This is a genomic window from Posidoniimonas corsicana, from assembly GCF_007859765.1.
Lineage (GTDB): Bacteria > Planctomycetota > Planctomycetia > Pirellulales > Lacipirellulaceae > Posidoniimonas > Posidoniimonas corsicana.
Window position 1 is genome coordinate 3,503,197 of record NZ_SIHJ01000001.1, and the last position, 20,831, is coordinate 3,524,027.

The 20,831-nt window shown below is 67.6% G+C and carries 8 protein-coding genes; 5 read left to right on the top strand and 3 right to left on the bottom strand.

Translation table 11 applies throughout. The features are described 5' to 3' along the window. The 3 genes from KOR34_RS13420 (at position 1) to KOR34_RS13430 (ending at position 2,504) form a co-directional block, all read left to right on the top strand. The gene (locus KOR34_RS13420; RefSeq protein ID WP_146565074.1) at positions 1–1,128 is read left to right on the top strand and encodes an ABC transporter permease; all 1,128 of its coding nucleotides are present in this window, start codon (positions 1–3) and stop codon (positions 1,126–1,128) included. A gap of 85 nt (positions 1,129–1,213) precedes the next feature. After that, on the top strand, positions 1,214–1,810 hold the full coding sequence (locus tag KOR34_RS13425; RefSeq protein WP_146565075.1) for a suppressor of fused domain protein: 597 nt from the start codon (positions 1,214–1,216) through the stop codon (positions 1,808–1,810). A 292-nt stretch (positions 1,811–2,102) separates the two neighbouring features. Beyond that, on the top strand, positions 2,103–2,504 hold the full coding sequence (locus KOR34_RS13430) for a hypothetical protein (protein WP_146565076.1): 402 nt from the start codon (positions 2,103–2,105) through the stop codon (positions 2,502–2,504). Positions 2,505–3,932: 1,428 nt separating this feature from the next. On the opposite strand, the gene KOR34_RS13435 is transcribed toward KOR34_RS13430, so the two are convergent. From KOR34_RS13435 to KOR34_RS13445, 3 genes are all read right to left on the bottom strand, one after another. After that, the gene (locus KOR34_RS13435; protein ID WP_146565077.1) at positions 3,933–9,143 is read right to left on the bottom strand and encodes a non-ribosomal peptide synthetase; all 5,211 of its coding nucleotides are present in this window, start codon (positions 9,141–9,143) and stop codon (positions 3,933–3,935) included. A gap of 1 nt (position 9,144) precedes the next feature. Then, positions 9,145–10,785, bottom strand: a complete 1,641-nt coding sequence (locus tag KOR34_RS13440) for an NAD(P)-binding domain-containing protein (protein WP_146565078.1) — start codon at positions 10,783–10,785, stop codon at positions 9,145–9,147. Between the two features lie 115 nt (positions 10,786–10,900). Further along, complete coding sequence (locus KOR34_RS13445; RefSeq protein WP_197531390.1) at positions 10,901–16,129, bottom strand: non-ribosomal peptide synthetase; 5,229 nt, start codon at positions 16,127–16,129, stop codon at positions 10,901–10,903. A gap of 449 nt (positions 16,130–16,578) precedes the next feature. Between KOR34_RS13445 and KOR34_RS13450 the strand changes: the two genes are divergently transcribed. Both KOR34_RS13450 and KOR34_RS13455 read left to right on the top strand, forming a co-directional pair. After that, positions 16,579–17,799, top strand: a complete 1,221-nt coding sequence (locus KOR34_RS13450; protein ID WP_146565080.1) for an amidohydrolase family protein — start codon at positions 16,579–16,581, stop codon at positions 17,797–17,799. A gap of 306 nt (positions 17,800–18,105) precedes the next feature. Beyond that, a complete protein-coding gene (locus KOR34_RS13455) occupies positions 18,106–20,739 on the top strand; it encodes a CehA/McbA family metallohydrolase (RefSeq protein ID WP_146565081.1) in 2,634 nt (877 codons plus the stop codon). Positions 20,740–20,831: the final 92 nt, after the last annotated feature.

Here is a 20,831-nt window from a genome sequence, read left to right on the forward strand (position 1 = left end):
ATGCGATTCTCCCGTTTGGTCACCGCCAACCTGCTCGGCCGCCCCGTGCGGACGCTGCTCACGCTGTCGGGCATCGCCGTGGCGGTCGGCGCGGTGGTGGCGCTGGTCGGCGTGTCGGCCGGGTTCGAGAAGGCGATGCTCGACTCCTACGAGAGCCGCAACGTCGACCTGGTGGTGCTGCAGGCCGGCAAGATGCAGCAGATGATGAGCGTGCTGCCCGAGTCGCTCGGCGAGCAGCTCGCCGCGCTCGACGGCGTCGAGACCGTCACGCCGTTCCTGATGGACGTGGTGTCGCTCAGCCAAGAAGACGTGATGGGCGTCACGATCCAGGGCTGGCCCCAGGACAGCCCGCAGTGGGACCAGTACGAGCTGATCGACGGCCAACCGCTCGAAGCGAGCGGCCCCAAGTCGCTGCTGGTCGGCAAGCGGCTGGCCGAGCTGCTCAACAAGCACGCCGGCGACCAACTGGAGGTCTACGAGGGCGAGCCGTTCAACGTGGCCGGCGTGTACGAGCGGTTCATCCGCTTCGAGGACGGCGCCATCGCCATGCCGCTGGCCGACCTGCAGGACCTGATGTTCCGCGAGGGCGAGGTGAGCCTGTTCATGGTCACCGCGACCGAGTCCGCCCGCACGGACCTGCCGGGCCTTACCGCGCGGATCCACGCGCTGCAGTCGGGCCTGGAGGTGGCGCCGCCGAGCGAGTTCGCCGAGAACTCGCCCGAGCTCAAAACCGTGCGGTCCATCGCCTGGCTGACCTCCAGCATCGCGCTGGTGGTGGGCGCCGTGGGGATCCTCAACACGATGCTGATGGCCGTGTTCGAGCGGACTAAGGAGATCGCGATGATGCGGGCGGTGGGCTGGCGCCGCAGCCGCGTGATGCGGCTGGTGATGAGCGAGGCGCTGCTGCTGGCGCTCGGCGGCGCGGTGCTGGGGAGCCTGGGCGCGATCGCGTTGATGCGGGTGCTGTCGTACTCCCCGTCGGCCGGCCGGCTGGTAAGCGGCGACGTGTCCGGCGAGGTGGTGCTGCAGGGCTTCATCGTGGCGCTGGTGCTCGGCCTGCTGGGCGGCCTCTACCCCGCCTACCGCGCTTCTCGCCTGGCTCCGATCGAAGGGCTGCGGCACGAGTAGTTAGCCGCCGCTTTGGCGCCGCCTCGGCTGTAGGGTAGGTGCTCGCAGCTACCCTACGCGACTTAACCATTTGCGAGTTGCATCGATGAACGACGAACGGGCCGAAACGAACGACGATGATGCTGACGAGTTCCAACGCTGGTGGGATGCGCGTGTCTCCGCGATGGAGAACGTGCTTGGCAAGTCACACGACATGCACGGGCATGCCGTGGTCCCTCTCCAGTTCGGGCCAGAGATGGGTGGCGCCGCCGACATCGTCTACTTTCATGAGCACATTGACGGCATCGTATCGGTTACCTCCGAATTGATCGGGTGCGACGAGCAGCGGTTCAACACGCTTGGCAACTACGAACTCATGGTTTGCCACCGAGGTGAGGAGGAGTGGGGCCCGAACATCATCAGTCAACTGGCGCATTACACGCTTGAGGCAGAACTGAACCCGGGTGAAACGATGGACATTGGCCCGGCTGTTCCCGATGGATCAAGCATTCATGCGTTGCTCTTTCTCGAGTACGCCAGGTTTCCCGTGCTTGGCCGCGACTGCGGTTTACTGCTCTGCCTTGGCATCACTGCAGAAGAACTTGCGAAGTGTCGCGAGGGCCGTCTGCCTGAAGTCGAGGCGGCCCTGAAGCAACGTAATGTCTACCCTTATACGGAGTTGTACCGAGAATCCGTTGTATGAATGTCTCTCGCACACCAATCATTTCCCCGTGCGAGAGCCGTAGCATAGCCGGACGAACCGCTGGCGATCCGCATTTCCAACGGCTTGTGCTGATGGTAGCTCTGGGTTGGTGCGCGAGCAAATGGGGGCAACTGCTGTCCGTAAACCGTGGCCGTAGGGTAGGTGCTCTCACCTACCTTGCGTTCGGGATAAGCTGCGAGTGGTAGGTGCGAACGCCTACCCTACACGACTGCTGGTGTACCGAGTGCTAGGCAACAAGTAAGGGGTAAGAGCGTACGCCGACAATCATCACTTGCTGAAAGGTGCGGTCATGGTTCTTGCTCAAGCCGCTGAAGTCATGTCGCCGATGCGATTCATGCTATCGGGCAATGTCAGCTGGTTGCTAGCCATCGGGGTGGTCGCGTCTGCCTGCGGCGTCGTAAACCTTGTTCGCGGCGCCGAGCGGGGGTATGTCTTGGCGCAGGCGTTGCTGTCGCTGGTCCCGGGCGTCATAGCGATGGCCTCGATCTACGTGGCCTGCGGCAGGTTCGCGGAGTTGGCTGCGGCGAAGGCGGCGCCAACGCCGGCTGAGCTTGCGGCCAGCGTGGGTCCTGCATTCTCCATGGGCTTCTTTGGTCTCGGCTGCACGCTCGTGCCGCTCGTGCTGGCGGTTTGTGCGTTATGGAAACTCTGCGGCGGGAACGCTGTAGGGTAGGTGCTCGCACCCACCTTGCGTCCGGGATAAGCTGCAAGTGGTAGGTGCGAACCCCTACCCTACGCGACTTGGCTCGCTACAGGGTGAACGAGCATGGACTACACCGAGCGACTGCAGTCCGAGTCACTTCGCGTGCAGCAATCTGCAGCAATCTTCGTTGGAAATGAAGGAGCTGATGGATACCGTCACATTCCTGCACTGCTGAAAGCATGTCGCAGAATTGACACTGATCGCCCTGTGCTTTGCTGGGACGCAGTAGTCATGCTTAGTAGTGGAGCACAGTCAATGGGCGCCATAATTAATGCAGTTGGATGTAGCCTAGAAATCGATCTTCATCGGGACGTGTTGGATTTCCTGCGGCATCTAACTGACGTTAGAAACCCTGAGGTTGCTGCGGGCGCAATCTATGGACTTGAAAAGCTTGGCATCCCTCCCGTTGAAGTTCGAGACCATCTCTGCGATTTGATAACTTCGGAGCGCCGCCCTGTTGATCACCCAGTCGTAACTGCTCGTGCTCTTGCTTTCCGTGTCCTATCTCGTCTCGATCGGGTCACAGCCAAGGATTTTGTCAACAGTGCAGCCTGCTCAGAGTTCTTGAGGTGCGTCGATTATTGGATAGAAGCCACTCCTCTGGAAAGAAGGGACCAGACTACTGAAAGGCTGGCAGCCGAATCGCTATGGCTAAGATCGTAAGGCGCTCATTGAACGAACAGCGGTGTCAGGAACCAATAGGCGAATTGGTTCCTGACACCTTTCTTATCTCAATGAAGGCGACCTCCCACATCGTCCGGTTCGCGTTGCTTGCCCTGGTGGTTGTGGCGGTGGAGGTGCTGCTGCTCATCCTGGTGAGCCGGAACTAGCCGGGGTACTTCGATCGAGTTCGTAGCGCCCACGGTGGAGGGCCACCGTGCTACGGACGGTAGGCGTCGCTCCTGCCTGGGCGGATTCTTGTCGAATCCGGCCACCTGGCATGGTCCAATGGGTGGTGCATTCCTGCACACTCACCAAGCGAGAAGCCCGACCGCGGCAGCGGGCGGGTTTGGCGCCTGCTGCGCGGTTGGGGATGGCGGCCACCGGCGCGGGAGGGTTTTGTCCGATTGGTCCCGTTGCGCGACGCCGGATCGGACAAAACCCTGCGGTGCGCTGCCCCCTCTACCCGTGGAGACGCTGCTATACAAGCGTGAAACGGCAGCCGAGGGCGAGATACGCGCAGAGTTTTGTCCGCTTCGCTCGTGTTTCTGGACAAAACTAAGCGGACAGAAATCGGAGCCAAGCGGGCGGTGACCGAAAGTACCCACAGCTCGCCGAGCCGTGAGGAAAGGATCGGGCAAGCATAGAGTAGAACGTTGGTATTGGGTGGCGGCTTGTTTTCCCGGTTCGGAGAACCGGGGGTACATTTAGCCGCCGCACCTTTGGGCGGCGTTGAGGCTACAGGGTTTCACAGGCTTGCAGCTCGGCTTTGACGAGTTTGGCGAGCGCGTCGACCTGCGGGGCGACCATCATCTGCGTGTGGTCGCTGGGGACGGTGAGCACGCGGACGGACTCGGCCAGCGGGCCCCAGCCGAGCTGGGGGTCGTCGAATAGCTGGTTGGTCTTGGTCTGCTCGCCGGCGCGGAACAGCGTGACCCCGCCCGGGTAGCTCTCGGCGCGGTGCTTGTGCACGGCGGTCACGTTGTTCTGGAACACGCTGAAGATGTGCTGGCTGGCGGCGAGCTGCGCGGGGTCGACCAGGCCGGCCTTGGCGGCCCGCTCGGTGAAGAACTCGACCTGCTGCTCAGGATTGAGTCCTCGGATCTGCTCCAGCGAGGCGTGCTCCGACTCGGGGAACAACGCCTGCAAGAGCGGCAGCAGGTCCTCCTCGCCGATCGACCCCTCGGGCGGGATTGCGCCGGCGTCGAACAAGCCAACCAGCCCGACCTGGCCGCCTTCGGCTCGCAGCCGGCGGGCGACCTCGTACGCGATGTTTCCGCCGATCGACCAGCCGCACACGTGGTAGGGGCCGTCGGGGCGGAGCGATCGGATCGCGTCGACGTACGCCTGGGCCATCTGGGGCATGTCCTCGTGCGGCGGCACGCGGCCGTCGACGCCGTGGGCCTGCACGCCGAACACGGGCCGCTCGCCGGCGAAGTGGGCGGCCAGCTCCTGGTAGCAGAACACGGCGCCGCCGGCGGGGTGCACGCAGAACAACGGCGGCAGGTCGCCACCCGCCTGCAGCGGGATGAGCGTGGTGGGCGCCGACGCGTCGGGGTTGCTGAGCAGGCGGGCCAGGTTCTCGACGGTGGGCTCCTGGAACAGCGCGGCCAGCGGCGGCGCCACGCCGGAGCGGGCCTCGATCTCGGCCATCACCTGCACGGCGAGCATGGAGTGCCCGCCAAGGTCGAAGAAGTCGTCCTCGGCGCCCACCGGCGAAACGCCTAGCAGCTGCTCCCACACCTCCGCGACCAGCCGCTCGTGCTCGTCGCGCGGGGCGACGTAGCCGGTGGCCCAGGCGGGCCGGCCGCTGGGCGGGGGCGGGAGCGCGTCGCGGTCGATCTTGCCATTGACCGTCCGTGGGAACTGGTCGACCACCACAAACGACGACGGCAGCATGTACTGCGGCAGCTCCTTGGCGAGCCCGGCGCGGAGTTCCGGCGCGAGCCGCGCCAGCAGCTTCTGCTGCATCGGCTCGTTGGTAAGCCGCGTAGGGGCGGCGGCGGGCGGGTCGGCGATCGCGACGCCGGGCCGCGTGTACCGCACCTGCAGCTGGTCGGGCTCGGCGCCCCAGCGGATCTCGGCCTGGTAGCCGTGGCGGCGGCCGAGCTCGCGCCACGCGTCGGGCGTCGGGGCGTCGACCGGCGCGGAGCGCATTGCCTTGAGCTGGTTGGCGTCGGCCGCGCCGGCGTCGAGCTGGAGCTCGCGCCACGCGTCGGTGTCGGACGCTACACGAGCGTTGCTCACGCCATCGATGACCAGCGCCGGGGGTGATTCCTGGAGCTGCGCGGCGGCCTGGTCGAGGGTTGGAGCGCTGGCAAATGGGGGCTCGGCGGCGTCCTGCGTCTCGTCGAAGCGGAGGGTCACGTCGTAGCGGAAGCGGGTGAGCTCGTTGTCGGCGTTGCCGGGCTTGAGCTCGATCTGCACCCGCGAGAGCCGCGGCAGCTCGGCGGGCAGCAGCTCGAACAGCGCCGGGTCGATGAGCAGCTCTTCCTCGCGGCGGAGCTGGGCCTCGATGCGGCCGAGCAGCTCGCGGCGGCTGACGCGGTGGTCGGCGCGGGCGATCTCGACCGACGCGGCGAACGCCTCGTGCAGGCGGAGGTTCCGCAGGTCGCCCAGGAACATCCGCCCGCCAGGCGCGATCAGGTCGGCCGCCTGGCGGATCACGGATTTCAGGTAGTCGCTGGAGGGGAAGTATTGGGCAACCGAGTTCAGCACCACGGTGTCGAAGCTCTGGCCGGCGAGATCGCCAATTCGGTCAGCGGTGAGCTGCTGCAGCCGCACCCGGTCGGTCAGGCCGCGGTCGTCGACCACGTGCTGGAGCTGGGTGAGCGACCGCTCGAGGAAGTCCGTGCCGTAGTAGAAGTCGCACCGCGGCGCGACCTGCAGCAGGATCAGTCCGGTGCCGCAGCCGATCTCGAGCACGCGATTGGGCCCGTGGGCGAGGATCCGTTCGGCGGCCGACTCGGCCCAAGCGCGCATCTGGTCTTTGTCGATCGGGCGGCCGGTGTAGGTGCTGATCCAGCCGGTGGTGTCGAACTCGGTGTCGCGGAGGGCGCCGGCGGCGCGGTGCGATCCGTCCATCAGCGACTGCCACGCGGCCACGTGGTTCGACTCTCCCTCGTCGGCAGCCTGGGCGCCGGCTGCGGGCGTGACGTAGGCCACCAGCCGCTGCTCGCCCCGGGCGTCGGGTTTTACCGCCACAAACGCCTGGTCGACCTGCGGCAGCCGTTCGAGCGCGGCCGCGACCTCGCTCGGCTCGACCCGGTAGCCGCGGAGCTGGACCTGGTCGTCGACGCGGCCGAGGAACTCCAGCTCGCCGTCGGCCCGCCAGCGGCCGATGTCGCCGGTGCGGTACATACGCGAACCGTCGTCGGCGATCGGGTCGCGCACAAACCGCGCGGCGGTCTCCTCGGGGCGGTTGACGTAGCCAACGGCCACACCGGCACCGCCGATGCAGATCTCGCCGGCGACGCCAACGGGCGTCTGACGCAGCTGATCGTCAACCACGTAGGCCCGCATGTTGGCCATCGGCCGGCCGATGGGGGGGAGCCCGGCCAGCGGCTCGCGGATCTCGTGCATCGTCACGCCGACGGTCGCCTCGGTGGGCCCATAACCGTTCAGCACCCGTCGGCCCGGCAGCCAGCGGCGGGCGAGCTCGGTGGTGAGGGTGTCGCCGCCGGTGGAGATCGTCTTCAGCTCCGGCAGGGACTCGGGCGCGAGCGTGGCCAGCAGCGCGGGCGGGAACTTGGCGACCGTGACCCGCTCGTCCCGCAGCAGCCGGATCAGCGCCGCCGGGTCGAGCACCGTGTCGCGGGGGGCGATCACCATTGTCGCGCCGGTCACCAGCGGCAGGAACGACTCGGACAGCCCGCCATCAAACGACGGCGACATCGCGTGCAGCATACGGTCGGCGGGCGTGATGCCCAGCAGCTCGGCCTGCGCCCGCATGAAGTTGACGAAACTGCGGTGCCGGACCTGCACCCCCTTGGGCGTTCCGGTCGAGCCGGAGGTGTAGATGATGTACGCGAGGTCATCGGGCGAGACCTTGGCGTCGGCAACGCCGCGGCCGGCACCCAGCTCCAGCAGCGCCGAAACGCCGATCTGCTGCGGCGCTGCCTCGGGGTCCGCGGCGCCGGCGATCACCAGGCGAGCTCCGGAATCCGCAGTGACGAAGTCGAGGCGGTGTTCCGCCGTTTGCGGGTCGACGGGGACGTACACCCCGCCGGCCGACATCACCGCGAGCATTGCCACGACAGAATCAACGCCGCGATCGACGCACACCACGACCGGGTCGCCCGGCGTGACGCCCAGCTCCTGCAGTCCGGCGGCCGCCAGGGCGACCTGCGCTTGGAGCTCACCCCAAGAGAGTTCGACGCCAGCGCAACGGATGGCTGTCGCCTTCGGGTTCGCCACGGCGGTCTGCTTGAACAATTCATGAGCCAGCAGCGGCCCGTCGAAGGTCCGGTCAGAGCGGTTGAACGAGGTGAGCAGCTCCGTCTGGGCAGGGTCGACGACCGCCAGGTCCGAGACCGCCGCCGCCGGGCGCCGCACCGCGTCGGCCAGCAGGGTCTGGAAGCTGGCCGCGTAGCGGGCGATGGTGGCCGACTCGAACAACGACGTGCGGTACTCGATCTGCCCCGCCCAGCCGCGGTCGTCCTGCCAGAAGAAGAGCGTGAGGTCGTACTTCGCGGTGCCGTTGTCGACCAGCATCGGCTCGATCGTCAGGCCATCGCCGGCCGCGAAGTCGCGGGGCGGGTTCTGCACCACCAGCGCGGTCTGGAACAACGCGGCGTGGCTCTGGTCGCGTTCGGGCGTGACCGCTTCGATCAGCTGGTCGAACGGCAGCTCTTGGTGGGCGTAGGCTTCGAGCGACGCCGCGCGGGTCTGCGCGACAAGCTCGCCAAAGCTCGGGTCTGCCGACAGGTCGCCCCGGATAGCCAGCGTGTTGACGAAGAACCCGATCAGGCGTTCCAGCTCGGAGCGGCTGCGGTTGGCAACCACGGTCCCCACCAGCAGATCTTGCTGCCCGGTGTAGCGGCTGAGCCAGGCCTGGTAGGCGGCCATCAGCACCATGAACGGCGTGGCGTTCTGTTGGTCGGCGACTGCTTGCAGGCCTTGTCCGACGTCGGCCGGCAGGCGGAACTCGTGCACGGCGCCGTCGAAGTCCTGCACGGCCTGACGCGGGTGGTCTGCGGGCAGCTCGAGCATCGGCGGCGCGTCGGACAGCTTGTCGCACCAGTGCCCAACCAGCCGCTCACGCTGCTGGTCGGTGAGGCTGTCGCGCTGCCAAGCGGCGTAGTCCGAGTACTGGATCGACAGCGGCGGCAGGCCGGGCGTGCCCGCGCGGGCCGCTTCGTAGCCGGCGGCCAGCTCGTTGAGCATCACCCACATCGACCACCCGTCGGACACGATATGATGCATCACCAGCAGCACGACGCGCTGGTCGGCGGCGAGCTCCAGCACCACGCACCTCAGCAGCGGCGGGCAGCTGAGGTCGAAGGGGACGCTCGCTTCACTCCGCAGACGGTCGGCGAGTGCCGCGGGGTCCGCCGCCAGGGCGCTGGCGTCGATGTACTCCGGCTCGATGTCCACGCGGTCGGCGACCCGGCGCTCCGGCAGGCCGTCCCGAATGCGGTACGCGTAGCGCAGGGTCTCGTGCCGGGCGCAGAGGGTCTGCAGCGCGGCGGCGAACGCGTCGCGGTCGAGCGGGCCGGTGACCCGCGCCGCCAGCGGCATGTTGTAGAACGGGTGGTTGGGCTCGAGCTTGTCGAGCAGCCAGAGCCTCCGCTCCGCGAACGACAGCTCGGCCGCAGCCTCCTGCGAGGCGAGCGGGATCCGCGCCGCCTGGGCCGCGGCGTCGCGGCGTTTGAGCAGCAGCTTCTCGAGCGCCGCCCGCTTTGCCGGCGAGAGCGCACGCAGCCCTCCGGTGGCGGCGCCGTCGGCCATGCTACATGGCCCCCATCGCGTACGACTGCTGCGACAGCCGCTGCTCGAGGAAGCCCACCAGCTGGTCGCGGTGCGTCTGCTGGAACATGGTCGGGTCCTGCTGGCCGGCGAAGTCCAGCTTGCGGATCAAGGGGCGGGAGCCGCAGTGCTCGCCGACGCGCCAGTCGTTCTCTAGCGACTCGGAGATGTGGTGCTCCGCCACCAGCTGCCCGCGTGAGTACTGCCGCACGCGGGGGTGCAGGTAGACGTCGTTGTAGGCCTTGGTCGGGTCGGGCTCGCGGTTGACGGCCAGCACGTCGTCCTGGGTGTCGCCGTACTCCATGGTGATGGTGAAGTAGTTCTCCGCCTGGGCGAAGTCGCTGTCGTTGATGTAGTCGATCGAGAGGGTCTCGTAGTAGCGGGCGTTGTCCTCGCCGACCACGATCAGGTCCGCCAGGAAGCCGGGCTGCAGCATGATGCTGCTGTCGCGGCTCACCTGGGAGATGATCTTGTCGGCGATTGCCCCGGGGCTCCGCGCGAGCTCCACCGACGGCCAGTCCTTGTTCTCGTAGCGGCAGCCGAGGATGCTCGCCAGCGACTTGATGTTCGAGCGGAAGCCGTGCAGCACGTTCGACATGGTCTTGTGCTTGTCCCGCATCTGCATCAGCGTGCCGGCGTAGAACAGGTGCGGCAGGTTGGTCGACTCCCACGCGCTGGTCATCAGCGGCAGGCGGCCGCACGGGGTCATCTCCGGCTTGCAGCTCTGCGGGAACATGTTGTGGTTCCACTTGAAGCCGGTGCAGACCAGGACTCGGTCGTAGGCGAGCTGGGCGCGCTGGCCGTTAGCGTGGGTGAACGTGAGGTCCACCACGTACTCGCCGTCGCGTTTCTCGATGCGGTCGACGTTGGCGTCCAGCAGCGAGTTCTGGCCCTTCAGCAGGTAGGTGTCTAGGAAGTCGTTGTTGACCGCCCGCAGGTTGCCGACGTAGTGCGACTTCCACGCCAGCTTCAGCGGGTTGGGGCTGCACACATGCGTGACCCGCGTGGCGCTGGTGAGGTGGTTGGCGGTCTCGAACGCGGAGTTGCCCTTGCCCAGGATCAGCACCCGCTGGTCCTCGAAGTCCTCCGTGTCGATCGACATGTCGGCGTACGACTCGGTGTGCTCGATGCCGGGGATGTTGGGCTCCCACGGCTCCCACATGCCGGTGGCCAGGATCAGCGCGCGGCACGAGTAACGCGTGCCCGACTCGTCGGCCACCTCGAAGTTGGGGCCGTTGTGGCAGCGGGTCACGTCGGAGATGCGGGTCTTGTACCGCACCCGCAGGCCCATCTTGGCGGCGAAGTCCTGCAGGTACTTGGCGTACAGGCGGGCGCTGGGGAAGTACTCCTTGGAGTACTTGGTGAAGGCCATCGCCTCGTCCTCGCAGAAGAGCGAGTTCCAGTCGTAGCGGAGCTTGGTCTCCGGGTCGGAGTAGCCGGTGTGCACCTTGTTGATCGAGAGCAGCTCGTCGTGGCGGGGGAACTTCTCGAAGAACCCTCCGGGGCGTTCGCGCGACTCCACCACCAGGTAGTTGCGGCCGGCGCGGTCGAGGAAGTACGCCAGCTGGAGCCCGGCGGGGCCAGCGCCAACGATCAGGTAGTCGATGTAGGTGGATCCGTTCATGTCTTGCTCTCCGGTTTATCGTGCGGGGCCCGGCGCCCGTCGAGGCGTTGACCCAGTTCCTGTTTCGGTTGGACGGCCCGCAATGCCCCGCTTGGCGGGGAGCGCAGCCGCGTGGTCAGGTCTCTCCCATGGCTTCCAAGAACGCTACGGCTTCCTCGTCGGACATGGCCTCGATCTGCCGCAGCAGGTCGGGGTCGGCCAGGTCGGGTCCGCCCACCTGCTGGGCGAGGATCATCTCCGCCCAGCGGGCGATAGTGGGCTGCCGGTACGCCTCACGGAGGTCGAGCTCGACCCCCAGGTGCTCGTGGATGCGGACCGTCAGCTGCATCACCGAGAGCGAGTGCCCGCCCAGCTCGAAGAAGTTGTCGTGCACGCCGACCTCGTCGAGCCGCAGGACTTCCTGCCACCACTCCGCGAGCCGCAGCTCCAGCGGTGTGGACGGCGGGACCCGCTCGGCCGAACGGGCCAGCCGGCAGCCCTCGACCTCGGGCAGCCGCTTGCGGTCGAGCTTGCCGCTGCCGTTCCGCGGCAGCGCGCCGTCGACCTGCACGAACGCCGAGGGCGTCATGTACTCGGGGAGCGACTCGGCAAGCGCGCGCCGCAGCTCGGCCGGGGTTGGGGCCTCGTCGCCCGCGGGGACAAAGTAGGCCGCCAGGGCGGCGCCGAGGGGGTCGTTGACGGTAATCACGGCGGCCTCGGCCACCGCCGGGTGACTCCGCAGGGCGCGTTCGATCTCGCCGAGCTCAATCCGGTGACCGCGGACCTTCACCTGGGTGTCGCTGCGGCCGCCGAACTCCAGCCGCCCGTCGGGCGCCCAGCGGGCGAGGTCGCCGGTGAGGTAGACCCGCCGCGCGGCGCCGCCAATCGAGATGGTTGGAAAGCGCTCGGCGGTCAGATCCGGCTGTCCGAAGTACCCCTCGGCCAGCCCTGCGCCGCCGATGGCGAGCTCGCCCCACACACCGCGCGGCGCCATCCGGTGGCGGCTGTCGAGCACATAGCAATCGGTATTGTCGATCGGCCGCCCGATCGAAACCCGCTCGCCGACGTCTTGCACCTCATCGATGGTGGACCAGATGGTGGTCTCCGTCGGTCCGTACACGTTCCACAACCGCCCTGCGGCGCCGATCAGCTGCCGGGCGACGTCGGGCGTCAGCTCCTCGCCGCCGGCCAGCAGCCGTTGTGTGTTGGTCGGCTTCCAACCGGTCGCCAGCAGCATGCGGTAGCTCGACGGCGTGCCCTGCAGCACGGTGACGCCGGCCTCGTCAATCAGCCGCCCGAGCCGCCCACCGTCGCCCACGGTCGCGGAGTCGGCCAACACGACGGCGGCGCCGGCTGCCAGCGGCAGGAACAGCTCCAACACCGAGATGTCAAACGAGATTGTTGTCGACGCCAGCACCCGGTCGGAGGAACTAACATCTAGGTCTTTGTGGAACGAACGGAGGAAGTTGGCGACCGCCCCATGGCTGATCACCACGCCCTTCGGGTTGCCCGTCGAACCTGACGTGTAGATGACGTAGGCTGCGTCCGAGCCGCTCGCGGCAGGCAGCTCTGCGGCGGCAGCGCCTGACGCGGCCAACTCACTCAGAACAACCGTCTTTCCAGCGCCGGCGGGCGCCTCGCCGGCGAGGCGTTCTTCCGCGACCAGGACTGCCGGCCGGCAGTCATCGACCATCAGGGCGATGCGTGCAGCCGGGTACGTCGGGTCGAGCGGGACGTACGCGGCGCCCGCCTTCCAAACGGCTAGCATCGTAGCGAGCGTGTCACACGAACGATCGAGCAGGAGCGCCACGCGATCGCCGGGACGGACGCCCTCGTTGACCAGCCCGTGAGCAAGCCGCGTCGCGCGGTCATCCAGCTCGCGGTACGTCATCGAACGGCCAGCGCACTCGACGGCGGTTGCGTCTCCTCGAGACCTCACCTGCTGAGCGAACAGCGCAAGCGGCAGCTCGGCCTGTTGGTCAACCTTGGGGCCGGCGGCAAGCGACAGCAATTCCTCTTGCTGGCTCTCGTCCAAGATCTCCAGGGAATCAATCGGACCATAAAGGCCTTCGCACAGCTCTTCAAGCAAGCGTTGGTAGGCCGCCCCGATCGACTGCACGAGTTCACCCGAAACCCGGCCCGGGTCGTAGACTAGCTCGACGCGCGTCCCGCCTGCGCCCTCGTCGACGGCGACGGTCAGGTCGTAGACGCCCAGCCCGCGGTAGTCGGTGGACGCCGCCGTCACCCGGGCGCCGCCGAACTGGAGGGACGCGGCAGGAGAGTTCTCGTACAGGAAGAACACCTGCGTGAGCGGCATCCGGCCGACGATCCGCTCCGCGTCTGCCGAGGCGACGATCTCTTCCCACGAGGCCTGCGCGTGGTGGAAGTCGGCGAGCACGTCGTCTCGCAAGCGGGCGACAAAATCGGCGCACGTTCCGCTCGCAACGTTGGCCAACACCGGCGCGGCGTGCATGAAGCAGCCTAGCGTGTGGGCGTTGGTCGCGCTATCGCGGCCCGCCTGCGCCACGCCAACGACCACTTCGGAGTCGCCGCTGAACCTGCCCAGCACCAAGTGGAGCGCCGACAGGTACAGCATGAATGGCGTCGCCGACTGATCGGTAGCGGCGGCTCGGACCGACTCGGTGAGCGACGCAGGCAGCTCCAGGCGGTGAGCCGCGATCGACCGGGGGTCGGTCGCCGGGGGTCCGGAGAGCTGCGGCAGGTTGATCGCCGACGGCGCGCTGGCCAACCGGTCCTTCCAGTAGCCCTGGTCCGCGGCGGCGTCCGGAGCCCTGTCGCCCGCAGCGAGGTGGTCCCAGAAGTCGAAAGCCAGCGGCGCCAGTTCTTCGCCGCCGTACATCCGGGCGAGCTCGTCGACCAGCGGCTCGAACGAGGCGCCATCGCAGATCAGGTGGTGCATCACCAGCACCAGCACGTGCCGTTCCGGGGAGGCGGTTACGAGTGCGGCCCGCGCTAATGGCGCTTCGGCCAAGTCGAACGGGCGCCAGACGAAGTCCTGGTTCAACGCCCAGGCGATCAGATCCTGCTGCTGATCGCTGACGGGCGGCGCAAGGTCGGCGAGCTCGACCGACGCCTGCGGCCGGAGCACCTGCCGCGGTTCTCCCTCGGCGGTCTGGAACGCCGTGCGGAGCATCTGCCGCCTGCTTACTAGCTTGTTCAACGCATCAGCCAGCCGCTGGCGGTCGACGGCGCCCTGCAGTTCCACGGCCAACGGCACGTTGGCGCCGCCACGCAGGCCGAGCTGCTCCAGCATCCACATCCGCTGCTGTGGTTCGGAGAGGCGCTGCGGTTGGGTCAGGAACGAATCCGGCGCAGCCGACAGCTCGCGGGCGCCGTCGGCCTTGGTCTGGTCGACCACCTCCGCGAACTCGGCGAGCGTCGGGTGCTCAAACAGCTCCTGGACCGCGACCGTCTTGCCGGTCCGGCCCGCGACTTCCTGCAGGAGCTGCAGGATCTGCAGCGACTGCCCGCCCAACGCGAGGAACGAATCGGTTCGCGACACGACGTCAACATCCAGCAGCGACCGCCAGACCTCAGCCAGCATGACCTCGGTCTTCGACGCGGGCGGGTCGACGCCCTTGGCATCACCGTCGCCACGCTGCTCAGCGGTCGACTCGCCGGCGACCCATTGGTACGCGGGCGTCAGGGCGCCGGACTCGAACTCGGGCCAGCACTGCGATCGGCGGGTCTTGCCGCTGGATGTCTTCGGCAGCTCACCAACCGGCAGCAGCACGACGGCGTACGGCTCCTGCAGCGTTTCTTCGAGCACGACCGAGCGGATAGTGTCAGCAAGTGCTGGCAGGTCCTGCCTCTTGGGACGCTGCACCTCGTGGAACACCACCAGGCGTTCCTCGCCGTCCAGCTCGACCGCGGCCACCGCACCGCCTTCTGCCTTCAGCGCGGGGTCGCGGTCCTGAATGGCGAGCTCGATGTCCTGCGGGTAGTAGTTCCGCCCGCCGAGGATGATCGTCTCCTTCAGCCGGCCTACCACAAACAGCTCGCCCGCGTCGACGAAGCCGAGGTCGCCGGTGCGGAGGAATCCGGACTCGCCGGCCGCAAGCTTGGCGCCAAACGCAGCGGAGGTCTGGTCGGGGCTGCGCCAGTACCCCGAGGCGACGCCTGGACTGCGGACCCAGATCTCACCGACGCCGTCGGTTGCCTGGCAGGTTTCTGGATCGACAATCCGCAGATCGATCTCTGGGCCAGGGGGCCCGCAGCCAACGAGCTTGCGGATCGTCTCTGCCTTGCCGTTGCGGGGGGCGACGATTGACTCCGCCATGTCGGCGGCCTTGTACTCACGCTCCAGCGGCGGCTTGGCGAGGCGCCCCACGCTGACCATGAGGGTTGTCTCGGCCATGCCGTAGGCGGGCACGAAGGCTTCGCGGCGGAACCCGTACGGCTCGAAGCGCTCGCAGAAGCGGTCGAGCGTCGCGCTGCGGACCGGCTCGGCGCCGGACACGGCGACTTGCCAGCTGCTGAGGTCGAGCCCGGCGCAGTCCTCATCGGACACCTTGCGGACGCACAGCTCGTAGCCGAAGTTGGGCGCCGCCGACGTGGTGGCGCGGAAGTCGCTGACGGCACGCAGCCAGGAAACGGGGCGGCGGACGAAGTCCAGCGGCGACATCAGCACCGTCCGCCGACCGGCGAACAGGGGCAGGAACACGCCGCCGATCAGGCCCAGGTCGTGGTACGGCGGCAGCCAGAACGTGGCGATAGCTTCGGGAACGTCCAGCAGTTGTTCCATCGCCCGCAGGTTGTACTGCAGGTTGTCGTACGTGATCGCGACTCCACGCGGGGCCCCGGTCGTGCCGGAGGTGTACTGCAAAAGCGCGAGGTCGCTCCCCTGCAGCGTCATGGGCCGCCACGCGTCGGCGAGGTCGGCGCCCAGGTCCTCAACGGCGATTGCGCCACCGGGGCAGGTCTGACGCAGCGAGCTCGTCTTGCTAGCAAGCCACTGCTGGCTGCTCACCAGCAGCTGGCAGTCGGCGTTCTTGAAGATCGCTCGCAGCCGCGGCAGCGTGCGGGCGATCCGGAACGGGTCCGGCGGGTAGACGGGAACCGCGATGGCGCCGGCGAAGAAGCAACCAAACAGCGTTGCGATGTAGTCGAGTCCGGGCTCGAGCACCACTAGCACGCGTTGGCCGGCCGGCCCGCGTTGCTGGATGGCGGCGGCGATCGCGCGGGCGCGCCGCTCCAAACCCCGGAACGTCAGGCTGGTTGGGTCGCCGGCGTCAGAAGCGAGGAACGTGTAGGCGGGATCGTCACCCTGATGCAACGCGCGCCACTGGGCGACCTCGACCAGGGTCGAGAGCCCCCAATGCGGCCCCCCTTTTGAAGGGCGCACAGCCGGATCTGGGATTGCCGTGCCTGCGTTCATCCGGTTCGCTGCTGTTGCCCAGTGCTTTCCCTGGGAGAATTCCCTTTCTTTCCAGTCCGCTGGGCAACTTTCAGCGGCTGGTAGCCTCACCTATTCTACGCATTCACCGGGATCTCTATCACCCGTGTGGTTAATCTGCTCGACCGACTCGGCAATCCGAAGACCGCTGTCAATCGCCATAACTTGTTACTCAGCTGAGCGTTGCGTGACCTGTGCTCACAGCCGCGAAAGTCCGCCCACGCTATGCAGGATCACCAGACTACCCGACCGATAAGGGCTACTTCGGCAATCTGGACGTGGCTGCTAGCGTGACCGCGAGACATATTCAGGTAATGACGGATCCGTTCCGTCTATCAACAATGCCATTTCTGCCCCGCAACCCCGCGCCGTCCCCCAATTAAATCCCCACCTCTGGCATGATCATCTCCGGCCAATTGCTGCTGAACGACCTGCCCGACCGGGCGCGGATTGAGCCGGGCTACGTGCGGATCGAAGACAGCGTCATCGCGGAAGTGGCCGTGGGGCAGGCGCCTGCGACCTGCGACGCCGGCGGGCCGGAATGCCTGGTCACGCCCGGCTTTATCGACGCCCACCTGCACCTGCCGCAGTTCGACATGCAGGGCGCCCACGGGCTGCCGCTGCTGCAGTGGCTGGAACGGTGCACGTTCCCCGACGAGCGCAAGTGGGCTGACGCCGACTACGCCGCAGCGATGACCCATCGGGCGATCGACCGCCTGTTCGCCCACGGCACGACGGCCATCTGCGCCTACTCGAGCGTGCACGCCGACGGGACCCGCGCAGCTCTGCGGTCGGCCGCAGAGCGGGGGATGCGGGGGGTGGTCGGCCAATCGCTGATGGACCGCAACGCGCCCGACGATCTGTGCCGCCCGGCGCAGCAGCTTCTGGACGAGACCACCTCTCTGCTGGACGACTTCCGTCCCGGCGATCGGATGGCCGCAGCGGTCACGCCCCGGTTTGCCATCTCCTGCACCCCGGACTTGCTCGCCGCGGCCGGACGACTGGCCGACGAACGCAGCGCCGCCGTCCAGTCGCACCTCGCCGAGACGCTCCCCGAGTGCGAGTGGGCGTCCGAGCTGTTCGGCGGCGCCAGGTATGTGGAGGTCTACCGCCGAGCGGGCCTGCTCAACGAGCGGTCGGTCTACGGGCACTGCATTCACCTGAGCGACCACGACCGCCAGACCATGCACGACGCGGGCGCCATCGCGGCGCACTGCCCGACGGCCAACTCGTTTCTGCGGGCCGGCGCGATGGACCGCCGGGCGACGCTCACCGCCGGCGCCAAAATCTGCCTAGGCAGCGACATCGGCGCCGGCTACGAGACCAGCATGGTGCGCGTCGCGCGTGCGATGATCGAAACCGCGTCGGCCGTCGGCGACTCCTTCCCCGTAGCGGCGCAGGCGTGGCGCCAGATCACGGCCGGCAACGCCGAGTCCCTCGGCTGGCCTAACGCGGGCAACCTGCGCGTTGGCGACCCGGCGGATCTAGTCTTGATCCGACCGGGCGTGCCGTGGCTCTCGTCCAGTGTTGATCCGCTGTCGATGCTCATGTTCGCGTGGGACGACCGCTGGGTAGAACGCTGCTGGGCGCGCGGCGAAGCCGTGTACTCTGCCGCCTAAAGGGGGCTGTCTCAACAGGGCAATCTGCCCCGCCTCCTGACAGCGATCGGTCTTCCGAAGCAACCTTACTAGCATAGCGCGCCTGCGTGCATGCGGTTCATCGTTGCTTCGCATCTCGTTCACACTGCGCTCACAATCCGCCGCGCGCTATCGCGCGTGCGCAGCGCAGCCAACCACTACGCGCAATGTTTGCTGCGCACAAAAACAATTCACACTTCCTTCATCTAGCGCTCCGCCTTTCTTCATTTAGCTCCGCACAATCACCGCCCTCTCACCTTCCTGCTATCCCCTAGCAACGGCAACCGGATGCCCACGAAGAGCGCGGCACTTACCCTCTGCCTAGCCTGCTGTCTACCCTCGTACGGCGCAGAGCTGTTGACGCTAACGTCAGAAAACTTCACCGAGGCGGCGCCACGCGGCAAAGAGGCAGACGCCATCTACGGCGACTACGTCCTCAGAAACGACAAGGTGGTCGCCACGGTCGCCGCGCCCCATCAGGGGCGGCACGCCAACCTCACCGTGCTGAACGTCGGCGGCGGCGTGATCGACCTCACGCAGCGCGATCGGCAGAGCGATCAGCTCAGCTGCTTCTACCCGGGCGACAGCGTCTTCCGGCTACATGAGGTCATCGACTGGCCGGAAGCGTTCGGCACAAAGGCCGAGGGCGCCGCCCGCATCGCTTTCGCCGGAGCACAGGTGCAGGGCAAGAACGACCGCTCTGCCCCGCTTCAGATCCGCGTTGGTTACGAACTGCGGGACGGCGAGGATTTCCTCCGCGTCACCAGCGACATTACCAACCCAGGCGATTCGCCCGCCAAAGTGCAGGTGCGCGACGGCCTACGCGTCGACAAGGGCTTCCGCTTGGGCTCCGCCCGCAAACGAGGGCTCTGGTGGGCCTACGATCAGCACTGGCGGCAGGCGTACGGCCTGGTCGCCGAAGACGACGATCGCCGGGCGATGCTGGTCAAGAGCGACGAGAAGCGGCGCCCGCATGTCGCGGCTTACCCGCTGGCGAACGCCGAATCCGCGGAGCAGACGCTGCCCGCCGGAGGCCGGGTTGCCTGGTCCCGCCGGCTGATCCCGGCGGCCGACACGCTGGAGCTTTTTGCCCACTCCGCAGCCAATCCGAACAAGCTCCGCCCGGTGGCCATCACGGTGACCGACGGCGCCGACCCGGTCGCCAGCGCGCGAGTGGTCGTGCGGCGCAACGGCAAGCGGCTCGGAGAAGGCCTCACGGACAGTGATGGGCGACTCGCCACCAAGCTGCCGGCCGACGACTACGAGATCCGCGTCCGCGCCAATGGCCATCAGCCGCTGGATCTGGCCGCTAGTGTAGCTGCCACGCAAGACAAAGAGGCCGCGGGCCTCGACATCCAGCTGTCGAAGCCCGCGTACGTGTCCGGCGTCGTGACCGACGACGCCGGACACGCTATTGCCTGCAAGGTGCAGTTCACCGGACTGGGCGACACGCCGTCGCCCCGGTTCGGGCCGGACACGGCGGTGCGCGGCGTGGTCGACCTGCAGTACACGCCCGACGGGCGGTTCCAAGCCAAGCTGCTCCCCGGACGCTACCGCTGGATCGCCAGCCACGGACCGGAGTACGACGCCGCGCAGGGCGAGCTGACCATCGCCGAGGGCGAAACGGCCGATGTCGAGGCGTCGCTGCGGCGGTCGGTCGACACCACCGGGTGGTTGAGCTCCGAACTCCACAGCCACAGCTCCCCGTCGGGCGACAACACCTCCAGCCAGCGGGGCCGCGTGCTGAACCTGCTGGCCGAGCACCTCGAGTTCTGCCCGTGCACGGAACACCAGCGGATCGACACCTACGACGAGCACCTCGCCCACTTCGACGCGGTCGATCGGATGCTGACCTGCGCCGGCATGGAGCTGACCGGCAAGCCGCTGCCGCTGAACCACCAGAACGCGTTCCCGCTGATCAAGCACGAGCACCGCCAGCACAACGGCGGCCCGCTCACCAACGTCGACCCGGTCGCGCAGATCCAGCGGCTGGCCGCCTGGGACAACAACTCAGAGAAGCTCATCCAGACCAACCACCCGAACGTGGCCCAGATGATCGGCGACCGCGACCTGGACGGCGTGGCCGACGAGGGCTTCGAGGCGATGTTCGGCTACATGGACGTGATGGAGGTGCACCCGCTCGACACGATCCTCCAGCCGCTCGGCCCCGCCGGCGAGGCGGACAACGGCGTCGGCTCCGGCGGCCTCGGGAACCGGGGGAACACCATCGTCAACTGGCTCCAGCTGCTCAACCTCGGCTACCGGGTGACCGGCGTGGTCAACACGGACGCCCACTACAACCACCACGGCAGCGGCTGGCTGCGGAACTGGGTGAAGAGCTCCACGGACGACCCCGCCCAGGCATCGGTGATCGAGCTGGTGCACGAGTTCGAGCACGGGCACGTCGTGATGTCCAACGGGCCGTTCCTCCAGGTGGTGGCTGAGTCCGACGCCCAGGACCGCCCCGCCATCCCGGGCGACGACCTCAAGGCCGCCGACGGCAAGGCCCGCGTACGCATCACCGTGCGGCGGCCCAACTGGCTCGAGATCAACCGCGTCCAGCTGCTGCTCAACGGCCGCGCGGTCGAACAGCACAACTACACGGCCCGCGACAACGGCGAGATGTTCGCCGCCGGCCCGGAGGTGTTCTCCCAGACGATCGAGCTCGACCTGGACGCCGACACCCACCTGGTGGTGATCGCCTGCGGCGAGGACCGGCAGCTGGGCGCCGTGTACGGGGAGAAGGAGGGCGCCGTGATGCCGATCGCGGTCTCCAACCCCGTGTTCATCGACACCGACGGCGACGCCAATCAGGACGGCGCGCCCTTCGAGCCCAACGGCGACGACCTCGGCCTGCCACTCCCCCGGCTCGAGGGCGCCAAGCCGTCGCACGGGCACGACCACCACAACCACCGGCACTAGGCCACTGGTTCTAGGCTCCCACGCCCACAGCGCGGCGGCTCAACGGAAGCCACACACTAACCCCATCGTTTCTGAACAGTTGCGGTCTACGC

Excerpts from the sequence above, each read along its gene's own strand:
- KOR34_RS13420 (WP_146565074.1), top strand. The coding sequence starts at position 1 with ATGCGATTCTCCCGTTTGGTCACCGCCAACCTGCTCGGCCGCCCCGTG.
- KOR34_RS13425 (WP_146565075.1), top strand. The coding sequence starts at position 1,214 with ATGAACGACGAACGGGCCGAAACGAACGACGATGATGCTGACGAGTTC.
- KOR34_RS13435 (WP_146565077.1), bottom strand. The coding sequence starts at position 9,143 with ATGGCCGACGGCGCCGCCACCGGAGGGCTGCGTGCGCTCTCGCCGGCA.
- KOR34_RS13440 (WP_146565078.1), bottom strand. The coding sequence starts at position 10,785 with ATGAACGGATCCACCTACATCGACTACCTGATCGTTGGCGCTGGCCCC.
- KOR34_RS13450 (WP_146565080.1), top strand. The coding sequence starts at position 16,579 with ATGATCATCTCCGGCCAATTGCTGCTGAACGACCTGCCCGACCGGGCG.
- KOR34_RS13455 (WP_146565081.1), top strand. The coding sequence starts at position 18,106 with ATGCCCACGAAGAGCGCGGCACTTACCCTCTGCCTAGCCTGCTGTCTA.